This is a genomic window from Microbacterium aurantiacum, assembly GCF_031625015.1.
Classification (GTDB): domain Bacteria; phylum Actinomycetota; class Actinomycetes; order Actinomycetales; family Microbacteriaceae; genus Microbacterium; species Microbacterium aurantiacum.
Map to the genome: position 1 here is coordinate 625,778 of NZ_JAHWXH010000002.1, position 22,309 is coordinate 648,086.

Genomic DNA, 22,309 nt, shown 5'->3' on the forward strand with positions numbered 1-22,309 from the left:
GCGATCGGGCACGGAGGTGCAGTTCGGCGTGCCCGCGGTCGCCGTACTCCGCGATCCGCTCCCCTGGCAGGAACGTCTGCTGCGTGAACTCGAGGCGGGCGTCAGCGCGGACGCCGCCGAGGTTCTCGCCCGGTCGTGGGGCGCGTCAGCCGGTGATTGCGCGGTCCTGCTGACACGTCTCGCTCCTGCGCTGTCCCCCTCCTCTCCCCCGGCATCGGGGGGACGGATCATCGTCGCCGGCGCGGACGCCGTCCCCGCCTCCGCGACCCGGACGATCGCCGACGGAGTTTCCGCCGGCGGAGGTCGCGTCGACGGGTCCGGAGCCGAGCTCGGATGGAACATGATCGGCTCGCCGGACGATGTCGTGATCGTCGTCGCGCACCACCTCCTGCACCCTGCGATCGCGCGCACCCTGCTCTCGCGCGATGTTCCGCACGTCCCGCTCGCCCTTCAGGGCGAGCGGATCGAGGTCGGCCCGGTGATCGCTCCCGGCCGCACGGCCTGCGCCGCGTGCGTCGCGGAGGAGTGCACCCGTGACGATCCGGCGTGGCCGGTGCTGGCTGCTCAGCTCGTCACGCGCGACTCGGGCACCGTACGTCCCGGACTGATGTGGGAGGCCGGACTCGTCGCGATGGAACTCATCGCGAGGGCTGCGGACGCGCACGGGGCGACGTCGCATTCCGTGACCGTCCGATCCGGTTCCCTCCAGCGGACGGTGCGGACCCACGCTCCGTCTGCAGGATGCGGGTGCCGATCTCTCGGAGGAACCGGGAGGGATGGCGTTCTCGAGATCCGCGAGCCCAGGTCAGAGAGAGGGTTCGCGCAGCCCGCGTGATCCCCACGTAGGCCAGGCGCCGCTCCTCGTCGACGGCGTCGAATGTCTGCGCGTACGAGATCGGGAGGAGGCCCTCCGCGAGACCAACCATGTGCACGTGCGGCCACTCCAGTCCCTTGGCCGCGTGCAACGTCGACAGCGTCACCGTCGACAACGCCGGTTCGTCGTGCGCGCGCGCCCGCGCGGCGAGATCGTCGGTGAAGGCGCGCAGGGTGGTTCCCTCCGGAGCCTCCTCCGCCAGTTGGAGGAGCGCGGCGCGCGCTTCCCAGGCATCGCGGACCGCGCCACCCGCTGCAGGGGGCTCGTCGGTCAACCCGAGCGAGCGGAGGACGTCTCGGACCGCGTCGACCAGTCCGCCCGCCACAGGGGCGACGGACGCACCGCGCAGGGCCATGACCGCTTGACGGACCTCGGGCAGGTCGAAGTAGCGACGACCGCCGAGCACGGTGGTCGCGATCCCGGCATCCGTCAGCGCGCGCAGGAGTTCCGCGGACTGCGAGTGGGATCGGTACAGCACAGCGATGTCGCGCAAGGCGATCCCCTGCTTCTGCTGCGCCATGATGCGCGAAGCGACCGCCCTCGCCTCATCCGCGTCGTCCTCGAAGGCGGTGACCGTCGTCACCGGAACCCCTGCGTCCGCCTGAGGCGGGCGTCCCTCGGTCGCCGCAACCAGACGCAGCGCGCCCGGGCGGTCACGCATGAGCTCGTTCGCGGCATCCAGGATCGGCTGCTCCGAACGGTAGTTCCGCAACAACTGAACCACGCGCGCATCGTCGTAGCGGCTGTCGAACTCCAGAAGGAAGCGCGCATCGGCCCCCGCGAAGGAGTAGATCGTCTGGCTGGCATCGCCGACGACACACAGGTCGCGGCGTCCCCCGAGCCACAGCTCGAGCAGTCGGTGCTGCAGGGGCGAGACATCCTGGAACTCGTCGACCGTGAAGTGGCGGTACTGCTCGTGCACCGCGCGCGCCACCCGCGGCTCGGCTTCCAGCATCCCCGCGCACGCGAGGAGGACGTCCTCGAAATCCATCTGGCGTCGTTCGTCCTTGAGACGCTCGTACGCACGCTGCAGGTCGAGCACGCGTTCCAGACCGAGACGGCCCGCACCCTCCGGTCGAGCCTGCGCATACTGCTCTATCGATCGCATGGTGACCTTCCGCCATTCGATCTGCGCGGCGACGTCTCGGAGCGTTGCGACGTCCGGGGCCATGCCGATGCCGTCCGCCGCGTGGGCGAGCAGACGTACCTTGTTGTCGACCACCGCAGGTGCCGGGGATCCTGCGATCGTCGGCCAGAAGTAGTTCAGCTGCGCCAGAGCCGCCGCATGGAAGGTCCGCGCGGACACGCCCTCGATCCCGAGCGCGCGCAGGCGGCCGCGCATCTCCCCCGCGGCCTTCGCGGTGAACGTCACCGCCATCACCCGACCGGGCGAGTAGGTGCCGGTGTTCACGCCGTGGGCGATCCGTCGCGTGATCACCCGTGTCTTGCCGGTTCCCGCTCCCGCGAGCACGGCGACGGGACCGCGCAGAGCCGTTGCCGCCTCCCGCTGCTGCTCGTCGAGATCGTCCAGAGGTCCGCCGGTCATGCGCGCTCCTCGAACCAGTCGGTGATGAGCATGTGGGCGATGGATGCAGGCCCGGGCAGGATCATCTCCCCTCCGCGGTCGAGAGCCGCGCCGATCTCGTCTCGGGAGAACCATCGGACATCGGCGATCTCCTCGCCGTCCGCTCGGGCCGCGACGGCGTCGTCCGCCTCGGCGAAGAAGCCCAGCATCAGGGAGCGGGGATAGGGCCACGCCTGGGAGCCGTGGTACCGGACCGATCGGGGACGCACGCCTGCTTCCTCCTCCACCTCCCGAACCACGGCGGACTCGAGGGATTCCCCCGCCTCGACGAAGCCCGCGAAGCACGAGTAGCGTTCACGGGCCCACGCCGCATTCGATCCGAGGAGGAGCAGATCGGAATCGTCCGGGTGGGTGACGGCGACGATGACCGCGGGATCGGTCCGTGGAAAATGCGTCCGACCGCATCCCGGACACCGTCGTGACCAGCCCCCGTCGAGGATGTGCGCGCGCGTGCCGCAGAACGAGCAGAACGGAGCGTCGAGCAGCCACCTCCCCAGGCTCAGCGCCTCGACGAAGCGCGCGGCGTCGTCCGGCGTGAGCGCACCCCCCGATGCGCGAAGAGAAGACCAACCCGCCGCGGCGGCGACCGCCTCCTCGGCGTCGCTCGGGAAGGCGCACAACAACAGGGGGGCGCCGGAGTCGTCTCTGCCGAGAAAAGCCCACTCGCCGCCCTCGGGCGCCTGATCCGGGGAAACCCAGGCCAGGCGATCGCCGGCGGCGAGGGGCGCGCGGTCGCCGACGAGGACGAGGGCTTTCGCGCCCTCCTGGGCGCGCGCCTCCGCGAGCAGATCCGGAAGGGTCCGCTCCGACGCCGCGCGATCGCCACCGAGGTGACCGAGGGGCGCAAGGCGCGGGGTGTCGGGCGCCGTCATCGAGGATCACTCCCTAACCTGGGCACATGGCACGCTCTCCGTTCACTCTAGCCGCCTCTGTGACTTCGGCCCTGCCTCAGGCGGGCGTGGTCGCGGTAGGGGCGTTGACCGAGGGCACAGCCGGTCGATACGATTCCGCGCTCGTCGATCTCTCCGACGGCCGACGGGTGGTCGCGCGGGTTCCGGCCGACGCCGACGCCGCGTCCGAGCTCCTCGCCGAGACGCGCGCTCTCCGGGCGCTCACCGCCGGGGTCCGGGCGCTCCTCCCGTTCCGACCCCCCACACTCCTCGGGGAGATGCGACTGGAGGGCGCCACCGGCATCGTCGTGGACTTCCTTCCCGGCTATCGCGTCGACGCCGTGCACCTGCCCCCCGGGCGGGGGGCCGCCACGTCCCTCGGCGCGGCCCTCGCAGCCGTCCACGCCCTCCCGACCTCGATCGTGCGGTCGGAGGGCCTGCCCTCGCGTGCGCCGGAGCAGGTGCGGGCCGATGTGGCGACACTCGTCGATCGTGCTGAGGCAAGCGACCGCGTGCCGTTCCCCCTTCTCCGGCGCTGGCGGCGCGCGATCGCCGCGGAACAGCTGTGGGGATTCGAACCCCGGGTGATGCTCGGCGGGGTGAATCCCGCGTCGTTCGTCTTCGATGACGTCGCCGACGTACCGCGCGTGACAGGGCTGCTTGAGTGGCACGGGCTCCAGGTCGGGGATCCGGCTCTCGATCTGCACTGGCTCGCCGGAGCGCCGATCGCCGCGGACGACGTGTTCGGCTCCTACCTCGCGCACAGCGATCGCGCTCCCGATCCGCATATGCGTGACCGCTCGCGCTTCTACGCGGAGCTCGAGTTCGCGAAGTGGCTCCTGCACGGACTCGCTCTCGGACGCCCCGACGTGGTGGACGACGCAGCCGATCTCCTCGCGTCGCTGTCCACGGGCGTGGCCGACGACGACGTGCTCGGTCACGGTGGCGCAGACGTCGACGATGCGCTGACCTTCATCGATCGGATGCCGGAGGGCGCGGCATCCGGCATCGACACCTCCATGCAGACCGACGCCTACGATCCGGCCGAGCTGTCGTTCTGGACGGAGGACACCGACACCGGAGCCCTCGCGAACAGCACAGAGGAGCACGCGGCGAGCGACGCCGAGACGGGTGTGGTGGACGAGACCCCCGCGCACACGGATTCCGGCCCCCTCGCACCCTGGCCCGGCGCGCCCGCCGACTCGGCCGATACGGACGAGGAGACCGACCGGGCATCCCGCGAGGCACTGCGGCGGTGGCGTGCGCGGTGAGCACGCCGCGCTGACGCCTCAGGCGCGCAGAACGAGGTCGTCCGCCACATAGAAGAGCACGACGTCGATCTCGCCCAGCGGGATGCCTCGCGCGGCATGGTACGCCCGGCGATAGAGCTCGAGCTGGACCAGACGGTCCTGACGCTCGGACTCGGTTCGAGGCGCCCTCCCGGTCTTCCAATCCACGATCTCGATGCGGCCGCCTCGGTCGTCCCGACGGTAGACGGCGTCGATTCGGCAGACGATCACGCGGGGTGTGCCGTCGAGCTCGGTGTCGGTGAAGTCGATCTCGCACTCGACCTCGATGGGGCGCAGGTCCGCCCACTCTGACGCCAGGAAAGCGGCCTGGAGCCGGGCAAGACGCGCCGCGTCGTCCGTCGATGCCGCGGTCTGCTCGACATCGTGGAGAGTCTCATCGTCGACCTCCCACAGCGCCTCGTCCCAGACACTGCGTCGGCCGATCAGACCCGACCGCTCTTCGACCCACGAATGGAAGAGGGTTCCCAGCCGGGTCTCGCGGTAGGGCCGTTCCGGAAGCGGCCGCGCGATCCGCCCGATGGCGCCTTGGTAATCCGCGAGGAACTCCTTGTACCGGGAGGCGGCGATCCTCGTCGGCGCGCGGACCTCCCGCGCTGATGTACGCGCGTCACGCTCCTGCAGCAACAGCAGGATGTCGTCCTCCGGCGTGACATCCTCAGCGCGCACCGCCCCGACGGCGTCCGCCGCCCGGGTCACCGCAGTTCGCCGTGCACCCAACGGATCGAGCGGCCACCGGAGGGTACGCCGCTCGCCGTCGTACGGATCGTCCGTCTCCTCCGCAGCGGGCACGTCGCGTCGCAACGCGGTGCACATCTCATCGAGGAACACGCTACGCGCGCGGGGCTTGCGTGTGCCCGACCACGTCGCGCCGCTCAGAAGCAGGTGATCCCGCGCGCGGGTCACCGCGACGTATGCGAGACGCCGGTCTTCTTCGAGCTGACGCGTTCGATGTGCGAGGACGAAATCTGCGAAATTGTCTCGGAGATCCTGCTGGGTCGCCGCACGCTCCGCTTCCCAGGCCAGGTCGGGGAGCCAACGCCGGTCTCCGCGGAACTCGTACGGGAGCACGCCGAAACCGAGCCAGCCACGGGTGTCGCGCGCCGCTCCGGGCAGTTCGTCGGTCACCAGCCGGACCACGGCCACGGCATCCCATTCGAGCCCCTTCGATCCGTGGATCGTCAGCAGTTGGACCACATCCTCCTCGGGAGGCTCCGTCCGCGGTGCGAGGTCGTCCTGACGCTCCGCATGGTCGAGCCACGCGAGGAGGCTGGCCACGGTGCCTGTATCGTCGGCGTCGAGGAACGCGTGCACCTCGTCCACGAACGCACGCAACTGCGCGGACGCGATGCGCGCCGGGCCGCGCGTCTCATTCGCCGCCAGTTCGATGTCGAGGCGCAGCTCCGCCTCGATCAGGCGGACGAGTTCGCCGATCGGGGCACCCACCGCTCGCCGGAGCCCGCCGAACGTCAGGCCCGCGTCCTTCAAACGCACGCGCCCCTCCTCCGAGAAGTCGGACAGCCAGCCGTGCGTCACGGGCTGGCGAGCGACGAAGTCGAGGGCATCGATCAGAGACACCCCGTCGTCCGACGCGCTGGAACGGAGCGTCTCGATGACCGCCGGGGGAAGCGGCGCCAGCGCGGCGTCGTGCCGGGCCAGACGGGTGGCGAGATCCCGGAGCGCACGGAGGTCGGGGAGCCCGATCGACCAGCGTGGGCCGCTGAGCAGACGCAGCAGCGCAGAGCCGGCGTCGGGATCGCTCAGGACGCGGAGGACCGCGACGACGTCCACGACCTCCGGTGTGGAGAGCAACCCGCCGAGGCCGAGGATGCGGTGCGGGATTCCGCGTCGGCCGAGCGCATCCGCGAACCGCACCATGTGCTTCTTGTTGCGGAAGAGCACGGCGCCCGTCGTCGCCCGGCCCTCCGCGGCACGCTCGCCACGCACGCGGTCGAACCACTCGGCGACCCGATCGGATTCGGTATCGATGTCGGGCTCGAACACCACGTCCACGTCGCCCTCCGGCGCGTCCGGCCGGGTCCGCAGCGGTGGGACGTCGACCGGAGCGGAGTCGGTCAGCGGAGCCAGAACGGCGTTCGCGGCGACGAGGACTCTGCCGGCATTGCGCCAGCTGGTCATGAGCGCGAAGCTCTGACACGCGGTGTGCCGTGCGAACGCGCCGGCGAAGCCGCCCAGATTCCCTGCGCTCGCGCCGCGCCACCCATAGATCGCCTGATGGGGATCACCGACGGCCATCACCGCGGTATCGGCGAACAATGCCGCCAGAAGGTCCGTCTGGACGACCGAGGTGTCCTGGTACTCGTCCAGGAGGACGACCCGGTAGCGGCTGCGCATCTGCTCGCCCACCTCCGGGTGCCGCGAGACGGCCTCGAAGGCGCCGGCCACCTGGTCGGAGAAATCGATCAGACCGCGGCGTCGCTTGGCTTCGTCGTAGTCGCGCGCCAGTCCTGCGAGGAGGGCCAGGGCCTCGACTCTCTCAACCGACGACGCGACATCGGCGTAGACCGTCACCCCCCGGGAGACGGAGGGCCGCTCGAGCACATCACGGAACCGCTCGGGGAACCGGGCCAGGTCCTCCCAGGAGACGAGGTTGTCCACTCTGTCCCGCGCGATCCGCAGCGCGGCGTCGACGATGGTGCGCAGCGCCTCCCCTCTCGTCTCGAGTCTCGGGTCGTCCGAGGCGAGCACGACGCGCCGCATGAGGAGCCAGGCGGCGGACTCCGACAGCACCGCGGCGTCGGGATCACGACCCACTCGCACCGCGTGCTCGCGCACGATCTGATCCGCGAAGCTGTTGTAGGTGGCCACGCTGGGCCGGTGCAGGAGGGTGTCGCCCTCGAGCTCGCGCGGCACCGCCCCGGTCGCGTCTACCAGCGTCGCGAGGTGAGCGTCTCGCAATGCCTGTCGGTCGCCCGAGGACCTCTCGATGGTCCCGAAGACGTCGAGGTGGCCGTCCCGATGAAGCGCCGCGAGGTGCGGGAGGAGGCCGAGCCGCTCGAACTCGGCCAGGCGGGCCAGACGCCGTTGGATGCGCTCGGCGAGTTCACCGGCGGCCTTCCGCGTGAAGGTGAGCCCGAGGATCTCGTCGCGCGAGACGATGCCGTTGGCGACGAGCCACACGACCCGAGAGGCCATGGTCTCGGTCTTCCCGCTGCCCGCGCCGGCGACCACGAGGGCCGGGGCGAGTCCTGACTCGATGACGGCGGTCTGCTCCGCCGTCGGCGGGAACTGACCGAGGGCGGCCGCGATCGTGTGCGCGGACAGTCGCGGGGAGGTCACGCGCGACTCACCGCGCCGACCGTGTGGATGCGGCACAGGCCGTGGGAGAACTCGTCTCGGCAGTGTTGTTCGTACGGGGCTGAGAACGTCTCCCCTCGCATGACGGCGACAGCGGAGCGGACGCGCGAGAGGAACTCTTCACGGGCATCCTCCGAGAGCGGGGGCTGCCGTGGCTCCGCATAGGGCTTGGTTTTCGAGGTGGGGCGGAGGACCAGCAGTTTCGCACCGCCGGGCGCGAACCCCTTCGCCTCGGGTATCGCCCCGGTGTGGAAAGCCAGCTGATACGCCGCGAGCTGCGGGTTGTCCTGAACCTTGGCGTCGGTCTGCGGCTCGCTCTTGCCGGTTTTCAGGTCGACGATGACGACGCGGTCGTCGGATGTGAGCTCGACGCGATCGATGTAGCCCGAAACCACCGCATCCATCTCGTCGCCCGTCGTCGCCACGGGCACCTCGAAGTGCGGCTCCGAGCCGAGGAGACGCCCTCCCGCGTCATCGAATCGCCGGAGATACAGGTGGAGGCGATGCACGAGCTCCCGCGCGCGGGTCCGTTCGGCGCGCTCCCGCCACGCCGATTCGAACTGCAGCTCCTTCCATCGCGATTCGACGTGCGCCCAGAGGGCGTCCTCATCGCTGCCGACGGCGTGCTCCAGGGCGGAGTGGAGGATCGTGCCGAGTCCCGCGGTCGCTCCGCCGGCGTCGCCGCCGAGCTCCGCGATCAACCAGTTCAGCTCGCATTCCTCCAGCGCGTGAAGCCGGGACGGGGACACGCGGACCGGGCGGGGATCCTCTTCGAAGAGGGATCCCGCTTTGGATACCGGGAGGACCCCGTACCATTCGCGCGGCGCGGCGCCGGGTACTCCCGCCCGCGCGAGCACCGCGAGCTGCGCCGCCGCGTCCGCCTCGGCGTCTGCAGGGCCGCCGGTGAGGAGCCGGCGATGACGGGCCACCTGCCCGCGCAACGACAGCGGATGCTCACCCCGATACGGCTGCAGCGGAGGCAGCAGCTCGAAGAATGCGCTGGGCCCCGTGTCGTCATCGTCGACCGCGGTGACGACCGTCAGACGGCGCGCACGGGTGAGGGACCGCACCAGCAGTCGCAGTTCGTCGTGCAGCGCTGTGCGCCGCCGGTCCACCGGGGCGGGCGCCTCGCGGACCCCCTCGGCCGCATCCGCGAGCCGCCAGGTGTGCAGGAGACCGCCGCGCGTGCGCGTGTTCGGCCAGACGCCCTCCTGGACACCGGCGACGATGACGGTGTCGAACTCCCGTCCCAGCGAGCCCGCGGGGGTGAGGACGGCGACGCGGCCCGCCGCAGGTGCCGCCTCGAGACGATCGTCGGCCACAGCACTGTCCAGGAGCGTACGCACGAACACACGCGGGTCGACGGCCCGTTCCCGGTCGACCGCACGCTTGGCGGCCTGGAAGAGCGCCACCACCGCATCCAGGTCCCGGTGAGCCTGCTCCGCAACCGGGCCCTGCCCCGCCGCCATGTCGACCCAGACCCGTTCGGACCCACTGCGCTCCCATGCGGTCCACAGAAGCTGATGCGCGTCGTCGCCGGCCTCCAAGCCCGCGCGCACCGCCTGCACGGTTGTCGCCACGGATGCCGCGCGCCGCGCCTCCCTGGTGTCCACGAGGACGAACTCCACCGGATGGCGCATCCCGGAGATCAGGAGCTCATTCCCGAGACGCGTACCGCCGGAGGCGAGTTCGGCCGTGCGCAGGGTCGTTCTCAGACGCCGCAGCTCGATCGCGTCCAGACGCCCGTACAACCCCGTCAGGACGGCGATGACGTCGTCGATGTCGTCGAAGTCCCCCATCGCCGCTTCCACCAGCCGAAGAAGGTCGCGCGCCGCGGGTACGGTTCCGAGCGGTCGGGCTGCGCCGTCGGACCGCGCCGGCACCTCACGCGCCGTCAGCTCCCGCTCCAGCGCGACCACCTGGCGCGCGTCGTGCGCGATCACCGCGCACGACTCCCAATCCACGCCTTCGCGCACGTGACGCTCCCGGAGGATGCGGGCGATGGCGTCGTGCTCCTCCGCGGGCGAGCGGGCGACGAGGCAGCGGACGGACCCGTCGTCCGGGGCATCCGAGGGCGCTCTCCGGTGTGCCACGACGCCGGCGGCCCCGATGCGCTGCGTCACGCGTCGGGCGACGGCGCCCTGCCACGCAGACCCGCGATGCGAGCCGTCGAGGACGCCGCGCAGGCCCCAGAGCGACACCGCTCGAGCGAAGTTCTCTGGTCTCGCGCCTCGAAAGGCCCCGGAGCCGAGGTCGGGATCGCCGAAGGCCACGACCGCGATTCCCCGCCGCCGACATGCCTCGAGCAGCTCGATCGCTCCGAGCGTCAGCTCCTGCGCATCGTCGACGAGAAGCACCCGGATGTCGTCGAGCGGCGCCCACCCGGCCGCGGCGGTGCGCACCACGCCGAGCGCCTCCCGCACGAGACCCGCCGCATCGCGGTGCGCGCCCCGCATCCCGGCTCGGACGTCGAGGTACTCGCGGAAGAACGACGCGGCAGCGGTCCACTCGACGAGACCGAGGTCGTGTCCGAGCTCTTCCAGGCGATCAGGTTCGAGGCCGAGCGTCGTGCACTCGGCGAAGAACGCGCGCAGCTCCGCGCGGAACCCCGGCGAGGACCGTACGGCCGCGGGCAGGCTCGACGGCCACCGGGAGCCATGGGAACCCTCGTCCTCGGCATCGCCGTCGAGAAGGTCCTCGAGCAGCTGATCCTCGTCGGCACCGGTCAGCAGCTGAGGTGATTCACGGCCCTCGGCAAGGTTCGCCGCTCGGACCAGGTGATAGGCGAAGGACGCGACCGAGCGCACGGGCGGTCCGGAGGTCGCTACCGCGAGGGTCAGGGCGATCCGATCCCGGAGCGCGGTCGCCGTCTGCCGGGAAGGGGTCAGCGTCAGGACCGCGTCGGCCGCGAGCCCGTCGGCGACCAGCCGACGGGCGCGCGCCACCAGCGTCTCGGTCTTACCCGATCCCGCTGCGCCCACGACGATGCCGGAGGCGTCCGGAGACAGCTCGATCACCGCACTCTGCGCAGGGTCTTCGCGCGGGTCGGTCTCCTTCTCCGGAGTCGCCGGCGTGAGCGGCGACGAGGGTGACACGGGCATCCTCCGACGTTAGCCGCAGCCGCCGACGTCGTTCGCCCAGAGCGTTCGCGACCGGCGTCCGCCCCCGATCCCCGTGTCGTAAAGTGGCCGGGAGCCCGCGAAACCGCGGGCCCGCAGAGTGAAAAGGGGCACGACCGTGGACATCCGCATCGGCATCGCCAACACCGGCCGCGAACTCACCTTCGAGACCAACGATTCGGCGACGGAGGTCAAGAAGACCGTGTCCGACGCCCTCTCCACGGGCGCGACCCACATCGAGTTCACCGATGCGCGCGGCAGCTCCTACCTCGTCCCGACCGCCGGTCTCGCCTACATCGAACTCGGCAGCGACCAGTCGCGTCGCGTCGGCTTCGTCGCCTGACCCGTGCAGATCCTTCTCGGGCTGGTCGCCGGAGCGGTCATCGGACTCGTCGTCCACTTCACCCTGGGCGACAGGGGCGTCCGCGGAGCTGCCCTCCTGCCGATGGTGGGCGCCGCCTCGGCGGGGATCGCATGGACGGCGGCCACATGGGCGGGTGCGGGAATCGGCAGCGCCTGGCCATGGCTGGGGGCGGTGCTGGTGCCCACGGCCGTGGTCCTCGCCCTCGCCGTGGTGATCACACGACGTCGTCGCGAGAACGACGCGCAGATGCGGCACGCCCTGCGCATCGGCTGATCCGACTGCTCGGTCGGCCGACCGTCAGGCCGCGAGCCCCATCGCGTCCATCCTCCGCGAGTGCGCGGCCAGCAGTTGGGTGAACACCGGCTCGACCGTCGCTTCGTCGGCCGATTCGAGTGTCAGGGGTCGAAGCGCCGCTCGAGCGATCAGCAGCGTGTCCCCGACGAGGCGCCTGCCCCACAGTGCGAGCAGCCAGGCCCACTGCGGGTCATCCGCGATCGTGGTGGAGATGATGTCGACGATCGCCTCGCGATCGTCGTCCGCGAGGAGGGCGCGCGCCACGCGTCGCCCGGTCTCGCCGTAGCTGGACGAGAGCGCGAGATAGAAGTCGTCGAGCATGCCGGCGGTGATGTGCACCGAGAGCATCGTCTCCTGCGGGCGAACGCCGTGCGTGCTCCGCCGGAAGGCGTCCAAGGGCTCGCGGAACGGGAGCATGACGGCCGTCGGGTCCCCGCCGCGTTCGCGGATGATCGCCACGAGGGCTTCGTGCTTGGTCAGCGCCGCGCCGGCGGCTCGCGACAGGGATTCCTTCTGAGCCAACTCCGGGGTGAGTGCGATGAGTTCGCTCAACGTCTCGAAGTAGCCGAGCTGCAGGTACGCCGCCTGGCCGAGGAAGGTGTCCACGTCGGGAGCGAGCTGCGCGAAGTCCACGCGGAGCGCCTCGCCGAGCTCGTCACGGGAGCGCAACTGGAGACGTCGGCCGGGCTCGCGTCTCTGCCAGAACCACTTCACCACGCCCACAGCCTACGCCGCCCGCCTTCCGCGTCGTACCGAGGGCTCCGCGCCCGGCGCGCTAGCATGGACTCCGGCCCCGACGACGGATCGGGGATGCCGCGCCTGTGGAAGAGAAGAGGGCGTGGATCGCACTCCGCCCCGACGGCGCCGCTGGACAGCACGCCCGGGCATGGACCAGGCAGCCTCTCACTGCCGGACAGGCACACATCGTGACCACTTTCGCCGACCTCGGGGTCGACCAGGACATCGTCGATGCGCTCGCGCACAAGGGCATCGTGGATGCCTTCCCGATCCAGGAGCAGACCATCCCCCTCGGTCTGCCGGGGCAGGACATCATCGGCCAGGCCAAGACCGGCACGGGCAAGACCTTCGGCTTCGGCATCCCCGTCGTCCAGCGCCTCGGGCTCGACCCGGCGCCCGGGGTGAAGGCCCTCATCGTCGTCCCCACGCGCGAGCTCGCCGTCCAGGTCTACGAGGACATGGACATGCTCACCTCGAACCGCTCCACGAGCGTCGTGGCCATCTACGGAGGCAAGGCCTACGAGGGCCAGATCGATCAGCTCAAGGCGGGAGCGCAGATCGTCGTCGGCACCCCCGGTCGCCTCATCGATCTCAGCAACCAGCGGCTCCTGGATCTCTCCGGAGCCGTCGAAGTCGTCCTCGACGAGGCCGACAAGATGCTCGACCTCGGCTTCCTCGCCGACATCGAGAAGATCTTCCAGAAGGTGCCCGCCGTCCGCCACACGCAGCTGTTCTCGGCGACCATGCCGGGGCCGATCGTGGCGCTGGCTCGTCGCTTCATGTCGAACCCGATCCATATGCGGGCGAACGACCCTGACGAAGGCCTCACACAGGCCAACATCAAGCACCTCGTGTACCGCGCGCATTCGCTCGACAAGGACGAGGTGATCGCGCGCATCCTGCAGGCGGAGGGCCGTGGCAAGTCCGTGATCTTCACCCGCACCAAGCGTGCGGCGCAGAAGCTGGTGGATGAGCTCGGCGATCGGGGGTTCAACGCCGCCGCCGTCCACGGCGACATGAGCCAGGAGGCTCGCGAGCGTTCGATGGCCGCCTTCAAGGCGGGCAAGCGGGACGTGCTCATCGCCACGGACGTCGCCGCCCGCGGCATCGACGTGAACGACGTCACCCATGTCATCAACCACACCATCCCCGATGACGAGAAGACCTACCTCCACCGCGCAGGCCGGACGGGCCGCGCGGGCAAGACCGGCATCGCCGTGACGTTCGTCGACTGGGACGACCTGCACAAGTGGGCGCTCATCAACCGCGCCCTCGAGTTCGGCCAGCCCGAGCCCACGGAGACCTACTCCTCGAGCCCGCACCTCTACACCGATCTCGACATCCCCGCGGGGACGAAGGGACGCATCGTCACGGCTCCGAAGACGCAGCCCGCGCGGACGCAGCCGGCTCGCGCCGCGGATGCGGCCGGCGACGATCAGCCGGCGGGGACCACACGCCGCCGGCGTCGTCGCTCGCGTGCCTCCGGCGACGAGCGGGTCGGCACCTCGTTCGCAACAGACGGCGGGACGACCCCGGCAGGCACGGACGAGACCGCTCCCGAGCGCAACGCCGAAGGAGCGGGAACCCATGACGGCGGCGGTGCCGAGCACCACGACGGCCGCCCGGCACCGCGCCGCCGTCGGCGGCGGGGGTCGCGCGGGGGCCAGACGGCCGCACCCGGACTCTGATCGGCCGGGGTGGAAGCCGCATGGCTTCCACCCCGATCACGGGTAGACGGGTGCGCTGCCCGATCCCCGCTCGATCAGCCGTGCGACCATCTCGTCGGATGTCGTGCACTCGCCGGGCCGGTTGGGCTTGCCGAGGCCGTGGTAGTCGCTCGAGCCGGTGACGATCAGATCCCGCGACCGACACAGTCGCGCCAGCGCCTCCGTCGCCGCCGGCAGGTTCTCCCTGTGCCCCAGTTCGAATCCGGCGAGCCCGGCCTCGAGCATCCGCTCGATGACCGGCGCGGGGAGGAGGCCCGCCCGGCCGGCCGGGTGCGCGATGATCGCCACTCCCCCGGCCTCGGTCACCCGCCGCACCGCCGTGACGGGGTCGGGCGCGTACAGCGCCACGTAATAGTCTCCAGCCGGACTCAGGATGTCGGCGAACGCCTGCGTCCGGTCCGCGACGAACCCCCGCGCCACCAGCGCGTCGGCGATGTGGGGACGGCCCACGGTCGCGCCTTCGGAGGTCTGCGCGAGGATGTCGTCCCAGGTGACGTCGAAATCGCGCGCGATGCGGTCGGCCATCAGGCGGGCACGGTCCAGGCGCGACGCGCGGATGCGGTCCGTAAGGGCGCGCAGGTGCGTCTCGTCGGGGTCGAAGAGATAAGCCAGAACGTGGACGCTGCGCCACTCGTGCTTCGCGGAAAGCTCCATCCCCGGGATGAAGGTCACCCCGAGCGAACCCGCAGCATCGGCGGCCTCCGCCCATCCGGCAGTGGTGTCGTGATCGGTGAGCGCCACCGAGCGCACCCCATGGCGGTGGGCCGCGTCGAGCACGCCGGCGGCCGATTCGGTCCCGTCGGAGTGGACGGAGTGGAGGTGCAGGTCGCTCGGCCCCTGGAAGCGCTGCGAAGCCGACATCCCTCGAGCGTATCGCGACGATCGGAGCCCGTCCTCAGAACGTGTGCCACTGGCCGATCTCCCAGCGGACATGTCTAGAGTCTGGGGGTGCTTCGCCTCCTCGGGATCCTCGTCGCGGTGCTGTTCGCCCTAGGCGCGGCGGTGTTGACCTGGCCGGAATTCTTCCGGGTCGAGCGCTACTACCCCGTCGCGCAGATCATCTCCTTCCGGGGGGCGGTGACGGTCGCCCTCGCGGCGGTCGTCGTCGTCGCCCTGCTTCTCGCACTGGCCCGCGGACCTCGACCCTTCGCGCTGACGATCGCGCTGATCGCTGCAGTGGCCACTGGGGTCAACGGTGCGACCCTCGTCGCGCGCGGACTCGGCGCCGACTCCCTCCCCGGGAAATCCGACGCCGCCATCCGCGTCATGACGTGGAACACCGCCGGCCCTGCGACCTCGCCAGACGCCGTGGCGCGTCTGGCCGTCGCGATGGAGGCCGACATCGTCTCCCTCCCGGAGACCTCGATCGAGACGGGAGAGGCGGTGGCGATCGCGATGCGCGAGCTCGGTCACCCCATGTGGGCGCATCATGCCGAAGACCCTTCCACCGAGTGGGACGCCGGATCGACCACACTGCTCATCAGCCCGGACCTCGGGGACTACGCGGTGATCGAGTCGTCGGTCGACGGCACCAGCAACACCTCCACCGTTCCGAGCGCCGTCGCGATGCCCGTCTCCGGCGATGGTCCCATCGTCGTCGCCGCTCACGCCGTCGCCCCACGCCCGAGCTACATGAGCGAATGGCGGGAGGACCTGCGCTGGCTTGCCGACCAGTGTGCGAGCGACAACGTGATCCTGGCAGGGGATTTCAACGCCACCGTGGACCACATGAGTGGCCTCGGAGTGGACGGAGGCACGCTGGGGCTTTGCCGAGACACGGCTGCAGAGACGGGGAACGGAAGCGTCGGGACCTGGCCGGCGGACGCGCCGCGCGTCCTCGGAGCACCCATCGATCACGTGATGGCCACGTCCGAGTGGGTCCCGACCGGATCCCTGGTGCTCGACCAGAACGACTCCTCGTCGTCCGACCACCGCCCCGTCGTGGTGCAACTCGAGCGCGCGGGCGACTGATCCCCCGGCATCCGTGCGTGCGAGACTGGGGTGATGAGCACAGCAGGCGAGCAGGACACGATCGCGGCGACCGACGAAGAGAGGGCGGCCGCGAACCGCCGCCAGCGTTTCGGTCAGGGTTTCCTCGACGGGATCTCACACGGATGGGCGGAACGCCCCGACATCGTGCCCCCCGCGCGCCCTTCGGTGCCTCACACCGCGGCACGTCGCGCGAGCGTTTCCGCCGCATTCCCCGGCGCCCGTGTCGTGGTCCCTGCGGGATCGCTCAAGGAGCGCAGCAACGATACCGACTACCCCTTCCGAGCTCACTCCGCCTTCGCCCATCTCACGGGATGGGGCGCCGACGCCGAACCCGACTCGGTCCTCGTGCTCGATCCGCGACCGGGCGGAGCGCACCAGGCGACCCTGTACTTCCGTGAACGTGCGGATCGGACGACCCACGAGTTCTACGCGGACGCGACGGTCGGCGAATTCTGGATCGGCCCCCGCCCCTCCGCGTCCGCCGTCGCCGCGGAACTCGGCATCGACACCGCGCCCGTGGACGCCTTCGCTCGCGGTGCCGACGATCTCGTCGTGGGCGAGCACCCCGACCTGACCCGGTTCGTCTCGGAGATGCGACTCGTCAAAGACGAGTACGAGGTCGCTCAGCTGAAGCTCGCGGTCGAGGCCACCGCTCGCGGGTTCGACGACATCGTCCGCGACCTTCCGCGCATCGCCGCTCATCCGCGCGGCGAGCGTATCGTCGAGGGCCTCTTTCACCAGCGGGCGCGAACGGACGGGAACAGCGTCGGATACGACACGATCGCCGCGTCCGGCCCTCATGCGTGCTACCTGCACTGGACTCGGAACGACGGCCGTGTCATCCCCGGCGACCTGATCCTCATCGACGCCGGTGTCGAGGTCGACAGCCTCTACACCGCGGACATCACCCGCACCCTTCCGATCAACGGCCGGTTCAGCGACGTCCAGCGACGTGTCTACGAGGCGGTGAGGGAAGCAGCGGACGCAGCATTCGCGGCGGCACGACCCGGCGCGCGATTCCGTGAGGTCCACGAGGCGGCGATGTCCGTCATCGCCGAGCGCGTCGCGGACTGGGGGCTTCTCCCCGTCACGGCGCAGGAGGCGCTCGACGCCGACCTCGGCGGTCATCACCGCCGATACATGGTCCACGGCACGAGCCACCACCTGGGTCTCGACGTGCACGATTGCGCGCAAGCGCGTCGCGAGATGTACTACGACGGCGTCCTGGAGCCGGGGATGGTGTTCACGATCGAACCCGGGCTGTACTTCCAGATCGACGATCTGACCGTCCCGATCGAATACCGCGGCATCGGAGTCCGCATCGAGGACGACATCCTGATGGGCACGGACGGGCCGGTGAACCTGTCTGCCGGGATTCCCCGCACGGCGGATGAGGTCGAGGCGTGGATCGCGCGTCTGCGGGAATCGGCGTGACGAGCTCGACGGATCCGTCCCACCGAGGCGGGACCTTCACCCCTCCTCCTGCCTTCACCACTCGGCCGACGCTCAGCGGGACCTTCGGAATGGTCGCCTCGACACATTGGGTGGCCTCCGCCGCCGCCCACGGGATCCTGGAGCGCGGCGGCAACGCCTTCGACGCCGTCGTCGCGGGCGGGTTCGTGCTGCACGTGGTGGAACCCCACCTGAACGGTCCGGGCGGTGACCTCGTCGGCCTCTTCGCCACCGCGGACGCCCCGCGCGAGGCCAAGGTGCTCGTCGGACAGGGCCCGGCACCTGCGGGCGCTGACATCGCGCATTTCCGTGCCGAAGGTCTCGATCTCGTACCCGGCGCCGGGGGCCTGGCTGCAGCCGTCCCCGGTGCCGTCGACGCCTGGCTGCTTCTTCTGCGTGACCACGGCTCCATGGAACTCTCCGACGTCCTGGCACCCGTGATCCAGATCGCACGCGACGGCGCCCCGCTCCTCCCCACCACCGTGGCGACCATCGCCCGCGTGGCCGACCTCTTCCGAGAACACTGGCCCACCTCCGCGGAGCTCTGGCTGCCCGACGGCGCGCTCCCGAGCGCGGGAGACCTGCACCGCAATCCGCGCTACGCCGACGTGCTCGAAGACCTCATCGCACACGCCGACGGCCACGCGACCCGCGAGGAGCGGATCGACGCCGCCCGGACCGCATGGGCGACCGGGCGGGTGGCCCACGCGGCGGCCGCGTTCCTCGCCACGCCCCATCGGCACTCCTCCGGAACCGATCACGCCGCGGTCATCCGAGTCAGCGACTTCACGGACTTCCGCGCGACCTACGAGGACAGCGTCATCGCGCAGTTCCGTGGTCACACCATCGCGAAGGCGGGAACCTGGACGCAAGGTCCGGCTCTTCTCGCAGCGCTGAGGATCCTCGAGCCGCTCGACGACGAGCTCCTCGACCCGAGCACCGGTGCGGGAGCGCACACAATCGTGGAGGCGCTGAAGTTGGCGCTGGCCGACCGCGACGCGCACTTCGGCGATGGAACCGATGTGACACCGCTCCTCGCAGACGAGTACATCGACTCCCGACGGGCCGAGATCGGCGAGCGGGCGGCGCGGGAATGGCGGCCCGGCCGTCCGACGCGCCATTCCCGCGCCGCTCCCCCGCTGCGGCAGGCCGGCACCGCCGCCGACGCCGCCGGCACCGGCGAACCCACCGTCCAAACGACGGGTGAGACCCGCGGCGACACCTGCCATATCGACGTCGTCGATCGATGGGGCAACCTCGTATCCGTCACGCCATCCGGTGGATGGCTGCAGTCGTCTCCCACCATCCCCGAGCTGGGCTTCTGTCTCGGTACACGCCTGCAGATGACCTGGCTCGATCCCGACGCCGCCGCCGCGCTGACGCCGGGACGACGACCGCGGACGACACTGTCGCCGACTCTCGCCTTCGACGTCGACGGCGGGAGGATGGCGCTCGGGACACCCGGCGGCGATCAGCAGGATCAGTGGCAGCTGCCCTTCCTCCTGCGCGTCCTGGTCGGCGGATACGAACCGCAAGCGGCCATCGACGCCCCGACCCTTCACACCACGGCCCTGATCGACTCGTTCTGGCCGCGGGAATGGGACCCCGCAGGTGTGGTCGTCGAAGACCGCATAGGAGACGACGTGATCGACGAACTGGTCGCGCGCGGGCACGATGTGCTCCGGGCCGGCCCGTGGCGTCTCGGTCGGCTCTCCGCCGTCGGCGTTCGCCCCGACGGCGTCCGGCTCTGGGGCGCCGCGAACCCGAGGGGCATGCAGGGGTACGCCATCGGACGCTGACGTGACAGTCGTGATATCCTCACGGCGTTTGGTGGCTCTTCGCAGATGAGGGTGTAGTCGTGGGCCGGCTGGTGGTTCGCGGATAGGCGTCGAGGTCTTCCAGGATGGAAGTTCCTACGCTGCCCATCCGAAAGACCTCGACGTGCACCACCCTACGTTCGCGACCCCTGACCTGACCACGTTCTGCCGCCTCGACGAGCTCGGCCTCGAGGCTGTTGGACAGCTGCTCGAGCCAGACCGGGCAGTGCTTGAGTGCCGTGTCATCAATGACGACCCGTGGTGCCGGAAGTGCGGTGCGGAGGGCGTGGCGCGTGACACGGTCGCGCGGCCGCTCGCGCATGAGCCGTTCGGGCACCGGCCGACGACGCTGCTGATCCGGGTGCGCCGCTACCGGTGCGCGCACTGCCGGCGCACCTGGCGGCAGGACACGACGAAAGCGGCGGCGCCACGGGCGAAGATCTCGCGCGGCGGGATCGGGTGGGCACTCACCACGATCGTGGTCGACCACCTCACCGTCTCCCGCGCCGCAGCAGGACTCGGGGTGTCGTGGCACACCGCGAACACCGCGATCCTCGCCGAAGGCAAGCGACGGCTGATCGACGACCCCACGCGGTTCGATGGGGTGACCACGATCGGTGTCGACGAGCACGTCTGGCGCCACACACGGTTCGGCGACAAGTACGTGACCGTGATCATCGACCTCACCTCGGTTCGCGAGAAGAGCGGCCCGGCCCGGCTGCTGGACATGGTCGAGGGGCGGTCGAAGCAGGTGTTCAAGCAGTGGCTCGCCGCCCGGCCCGCGGACTGGTCGAAGGCGATCGAGGTGGTCGCGATGGATGAGTTCAGCCGGTTCAAGACCGCCGCGGCCGAGGAACTCCCCGACGCCGTCCCCGTCATGGACCTGTTCCACGTCGTCCGCCTCGCCGGCGACGCCCTGGACCGCACCCGGCAGCGTGTTCAGCAGGACAACCTCGGCCACCGCGGCCACGCCGGTGACCCGCTCCACGGTGTCCGCCGCACCCTTCACACCGGCGCGAGCTTGCTCACCGAGAAGCAGACCGCACGCCTCGACGCGGTGTTCGCCGCCGAGGAGCACATCGAGGTCGAAGCGACCTGGGGCACCTACCAGCGCATCGTCGCGGCCTACCGCGAACCCGACAAGAACAAGGCCAAGGAGATGATGCGCGCAGTGATCGACGCCGTCAGCAGCGGCGTCCCCGCCGCTCTCACCGAGATCCGCCGACTCGGGCGGACCTTGAAGCAGCGCGCAGCCGACGTGCTCGCGTTCTTCGACCGCCCCGGCACCTCGAACGGACCCACCGAGGCAATCAACGGGCGCCTCGAACACCTCCGCGGATCGGCCCTGGGCTTCCGCAACCTGACTCACTACATCGCGCGGTCGCTGCTCGAAGCCGGCGGCTTCAGACCACTCCTACACCCTCGATTGCGATGAGCCACAATGGGACGATGCCATCTCATCCAGTACCGCGGCAGCGAGGCAGCTTCGAACGCACCCGAAACCATTGGTGGTGGCGGGAGGGATGGAGTCCGGGCACCCGCTACCTGACCTGGCATCTCACGTTCGAGGGCGCGACCGCTCTCCACGAGGCGGCGGAGCGTGCCGGCAAGGCCCTCAGCACGGTAACGGGCGTCGATGTTGTGCCGGTCGAGTGGTTGCATCTGACGATGACGGGCGTCGGGCACTCAGGTGATCTCGATCCGGTGACGCTGAACGAGCATGTCGACTCTGTTTTCAGCGCTGCGTCCCGCGCCTCGATCGTGCCGCTGGTCTTCGATCGCCTCTTCATCTATCAGGAGGGCCTCAGTCTCTCCGCGACGTCACCGGGATTACAGGAGTTGCGCAAGCTGCAAGGCGAACTCGTGTCGGCGGCCGGCGGCCCCGCTCCCGACCCGGACGAGGTCTTCTATCCGCACGTGAGTCTTGGCTACTTCTCTCAAGAGATCAGTGAAGAGGCGTTGAGCGACGCGCTGGACCTCGCTGACCTCCATCCGATCGTCGTAGTGTCTCCGCGCCTTTCGCTCATCGAACTCGGTCGCGACGACGGCATGTACACATGGCGCGTGGTTGCGCAGCAGGAGTTGCATAGCTGACCTTCCCGTTCGCGATACAGGCGACCAGCGCGGGCTACTGCGCGACGTGGCGCCGGATTGCCTCGATGAGGGACCGGCGAACGCCGCGCCGTCGCGCGCGACGTTGTCGAGTACACGAACAGAATGGACAACGATGAAATGGGCAGGTATCTCGTCAAAAAGGCGCTGCGGCGGGCACTTCCCCGATGACTTTCTGAAGACGCCCGCCCTCCGACCGGCTTGCGATCCACACTTGACCCTCGGTTTTCACGCCTGACCGGCGGAGGGTTCGGTGGGGAACTTTCGTCGCAGGATCAGCCTTTGAGCGAGTGTCCACGCAACCGTGACGAGGAGATACAGTCCAGCGGCGAGCGGTACGAATACTGCTGCGGCGGCGGTGCCGAACTGCAGGAGGCCAATCCACCGGAGCGTTCGCTCTCCGCCCGGCGTGGACGCCGAAGCGCTGGGTTCGGGCCGCAGCAGCCGACGCGTTACTTCGGCGACGGCCGCGATCAGAAGAGTCACGACGCCGAAGACGGCAACGGCCGACAGAGTCAGGGACCCGCCCCCGATCGAACTGATAAGGCTGGATCCGAGTGGAACACCGAAGACCGCCTCGGTCAGCAGATTATTGGTGTGCCCCGCGATGACGGTGTGCAGGAACAGTGCGTAGATGATGCCGACAACGGGGGCTTGGATGAGGACGGGCGCGCAGCCGGCGGCTTCAGACCACTCCTACACCCTCGATTGCGATGAGCC

General features: G+C 70.2%; 15 protein-coding genes. 9 read left to right on the top strand and 6 right to left on the bottom strand.

From position 1 onward, the window contains the following. Positions 1 to 638: 638 nt before the first annotated feature. Both KZC50_RS12690 and nudC read right to left on the bottom strand, forming a co-directional pair. The gene (locus KZC50_RS12690) at positions 639 to 2,420 is read right to left on the bottom strand and encodes an ATP-dependent helicase (RefSeq protein WP_236968624.1); all 1,782 of its coding nucleotides are present in this window, start codon (positions 2,418 to 2,420) and stop codon (positions 639 to 641) included. Continuing rightward, entirely contained in the window at positions 2,417 to 3,331 is a 915-nt protein-coding gene (nudC, locus tag KZC50_RS12695; protein ID WP_310891901.1) for an NAD(+) diphosphatase, read from the bottom strand. Before nudC ends, KZC50_RS12690 begins: the two co-directional genes overlap by 4 nt. A 59-nt stretch (positions 3,332 to 3,390) precedes the next feature. On the opposite strand from nudC, the gene KZC50_RS12700 reads away from it, so the two are divergent. Further along, positions 3,391 to 4,620, top strand: coding sequence for a phosphotransferase (locus KZC50_RS12700; RefSeq protein ID WP_310891902.1), 1,230 nt, complete (start codon positions 3,391 to 3,393; stop codon positions 4,618 to 4,620). An 18-nt stretch (positions 4,621 to 4,638) separates the two neighbouring features. Here KZC50_RS12700 and KZC50_RS12705 read toward each other — a convergent pair whose 3' ends face one another. Together KZC50_RS12705 and KZC50_RS12710 are read right to left on the bottom strand one after the other, a co-directional pair. Then, the gene (locus KZC50_RS12705) at positions 4,639 to 7,956 is read right to left on the bottom strand and encodes an ATP-dependent DNA helicase (protein WP_310891903.1); all 3,318 of its coding nucleotides are present in this window, start codon (positions 7,954 to 7,956) and stop codon (positions 4,639 to 4,641) included. Beyond that, complete coding sequence (locus KZC50_RS12710; protein WP_310891904.1) at positions 7,953 to 11,075, bottom strand: ATP-dependent DNA helicase; 3,123 nt, start codon at positions 11,073 to 11,075, stop codon at positions 7,953 to 7,955. The genes KZC50_RS12705 and KZC50_RS12710 overlap by 4 nt, the downstream gene beginning before the upstream one ends. A 136-nt stretch (positions 11,076 to 11,211) precedes the next feature. Here KZC50_RS12710 and KZC50_RS12715 point away from each other — a divergent pair, with 136 nt between their 5' ends. Continuing rightward, positions 11,212 to 11,436: a DUF3107 domain-containing protein gene (locus KZC50_RS12715; RefSeq protein WP_053548434.1), complete on the top strand. Its 225-nt coding sequence runs from the start codon at positions 11,212 to 11,214 to the stop codon at positions 11,434 to 11,436. A gap of 3 nt (positions 11,437 to 11,439) precedes the next feature. Further along, entirely contained in the window at positions 11,440 to 11,730 is a 291-nt protein-coding gene (locus KZC50_RS12720; protein ID WP_310891905.1) for a hypothetical protein, read from the top strand. A gap of 24 nt (positions 11,731 to 11,754) precedes the next feature. On the opposite strand, the gene KZC50_RS12725 is transcribed toward KZC50_RS12720, so the two are convergent. Beyond that, positions 11,755 to 12,468 (bottom strand): ferritin-like fold-containing protein, encoded by a 714-nt coding sequence (locus tag KZC50_RS12725; protein WP_053548466.1) that lies wholly within the window; start codon positions 12,466 to 12,468, stop codon positions 11,755 to 11,757. 209 nt (positions 12,469 to 12,677) lie between these two features. On the opposite strand from KZC50_RS12725, the gene KZC50_RS12730 reads away from it, so the two are divergent. Then, positions 12,678 to 14,177 carry a DEAD/DEAH box helicase gene (locus KZC50_RS12730; protein WP_301133138.1) on the top strand — a complete coding sequence of 500 codons (1,500 nt, stop codon included), beginning with the start codon at positions 12,678 to 12,680 and terminating at the stop codon, positions 14,175 to 14,177. A gap of 36 nt (positions 14,178 to 14,213) precedes the next feature. Here KZC50_RS12730 and KZC50_RS12735 read toward each other — a convergent pair whose 3' ends face one another. Beyond that, a complete protein-coding gene (locus KZC50_RS12735) occupies positions 14,214 to 15,077 on the bottom strand; it encodes a PHP domain-containing protein (protein ID WP_310891906.1) in 864 nt (287 codons plus the stop codon). Positions 15,078 to 15,164: 87 nt separating this feature from the next. Here KZC50_RS12735 and KZC50_RS12740 point away from each other — a divergent pair, with 87 nt between their 5' ends. From KZC50_RS12740 to KZC50_RS12760, 5 genes are all read left to right on the top strand, one after another. Further along, entirely contained in the window at positions 15,165 to 16,187 is a 1,023-nt protein-coding gene (locus tag KZC50_RS12740) for an endonuclease/exonuclease/phosphatase family protein (protein WP_310891907.1), read from the top strand. A gap of 33 nt (positions 16,188 to 16,220) precedes the next feature. Further along, complete coding sequence (locus tag KZC50_RS12745; protein WP_310891908.1) at positions 16,221 to 17,642, top strand: aminopeptidase P family protein; 1,422 nt, start codon at positions 16,221 to 16,223, stop codon at positions 17,640 to 17,642. An 89-nt stretch (positions 17,643 to 17,731) separates the two neighbouring features. After that, positions 17,732 to 19,459, top strand: a complete 1,728-nt coding sequence (locus tag KZC50_RS12750; RefSeq protein ID WP_310891909.1) for a gamma-glutamyltransferase family protein — start codon at positions 17,732 to 17,734, stop codon at positions 19,457 to 19,459. Between the two features lie 142 nt (positions 19,460 to 19,601). After that, complete coding sequence (locus KZC50_RS12755; protein WP_310891910.1) at positions 19,602 to 20,912, top strand: ISL3 family transposase; 1,311 nt, start codon at positions 19,602 to 19,604, stop codon at positions 20,910 to 20,912. Between the two features lie 14 nt (positions 20,913 to 20,926). Next, complete coding sequence (locus KZC50_RS12760; protein WP_310891911.1) at positions 20,927 to 21,571, top strand: 2'-5' RNA ligase family protein; 645 nt, start codon at positions 20,927 to 20,929, stop codon at positions 21,569 to 21,571. The last annotated feature ends 738 nt before the right edge of the window (positions 21,572 to 22,309 follow it).

Coding starts and splice junctions, on each gene's coding strand:
- KZC50_RS12690 (WP_236968624.1), bottom strand. CDS start 2,420: ATGACCGGCGGACCTCTGGACGATCTCGACGAGCAGCAGCGGGAGGCG.
- KZC50_RS12745 (WP_310891908.1), top strand. CDS start 16,221: ATGAGCACAGCAGGCGAGCAGGACACGATCGCGGCGACCGACGAAGAG.
- KZC50_RS12760 (WP_310891911.1), top strand. CDS start 20,927: ATGCCATCTCATCCAGTACCGCGGCAGCGAGGCAGCTTCGAACGCACC.
- KZC50_RS12735 (WP_310891906.1), bottom strand. CDS start 15,077: ATGTCGGCTTCGCAGCGCTTCCAGGGGCCGAGCGACCTGCACCTCCAC.
- KZC50_RS12710 (WP_310891904.1), bottom strand. CDS start 11,075: ATGCCCGTGTCACCCTCGTCGCCGCTCACGCCGGCGACTCCGGAGAAG.
- nudC (WP_310891901.1), bottom strand. CDS start 3,331: ATGACGGCGCCCGACACCCCGCGCCTTGCGCCCCTCGGTCACCTCGGT.
- KZC50_RS12750 (WP_310891909.1), top strand. CDS start 17,732: ATGGTCGCCTCGACACATTGGGTGGCCTCCGCCGCCGCCCACGGGATC.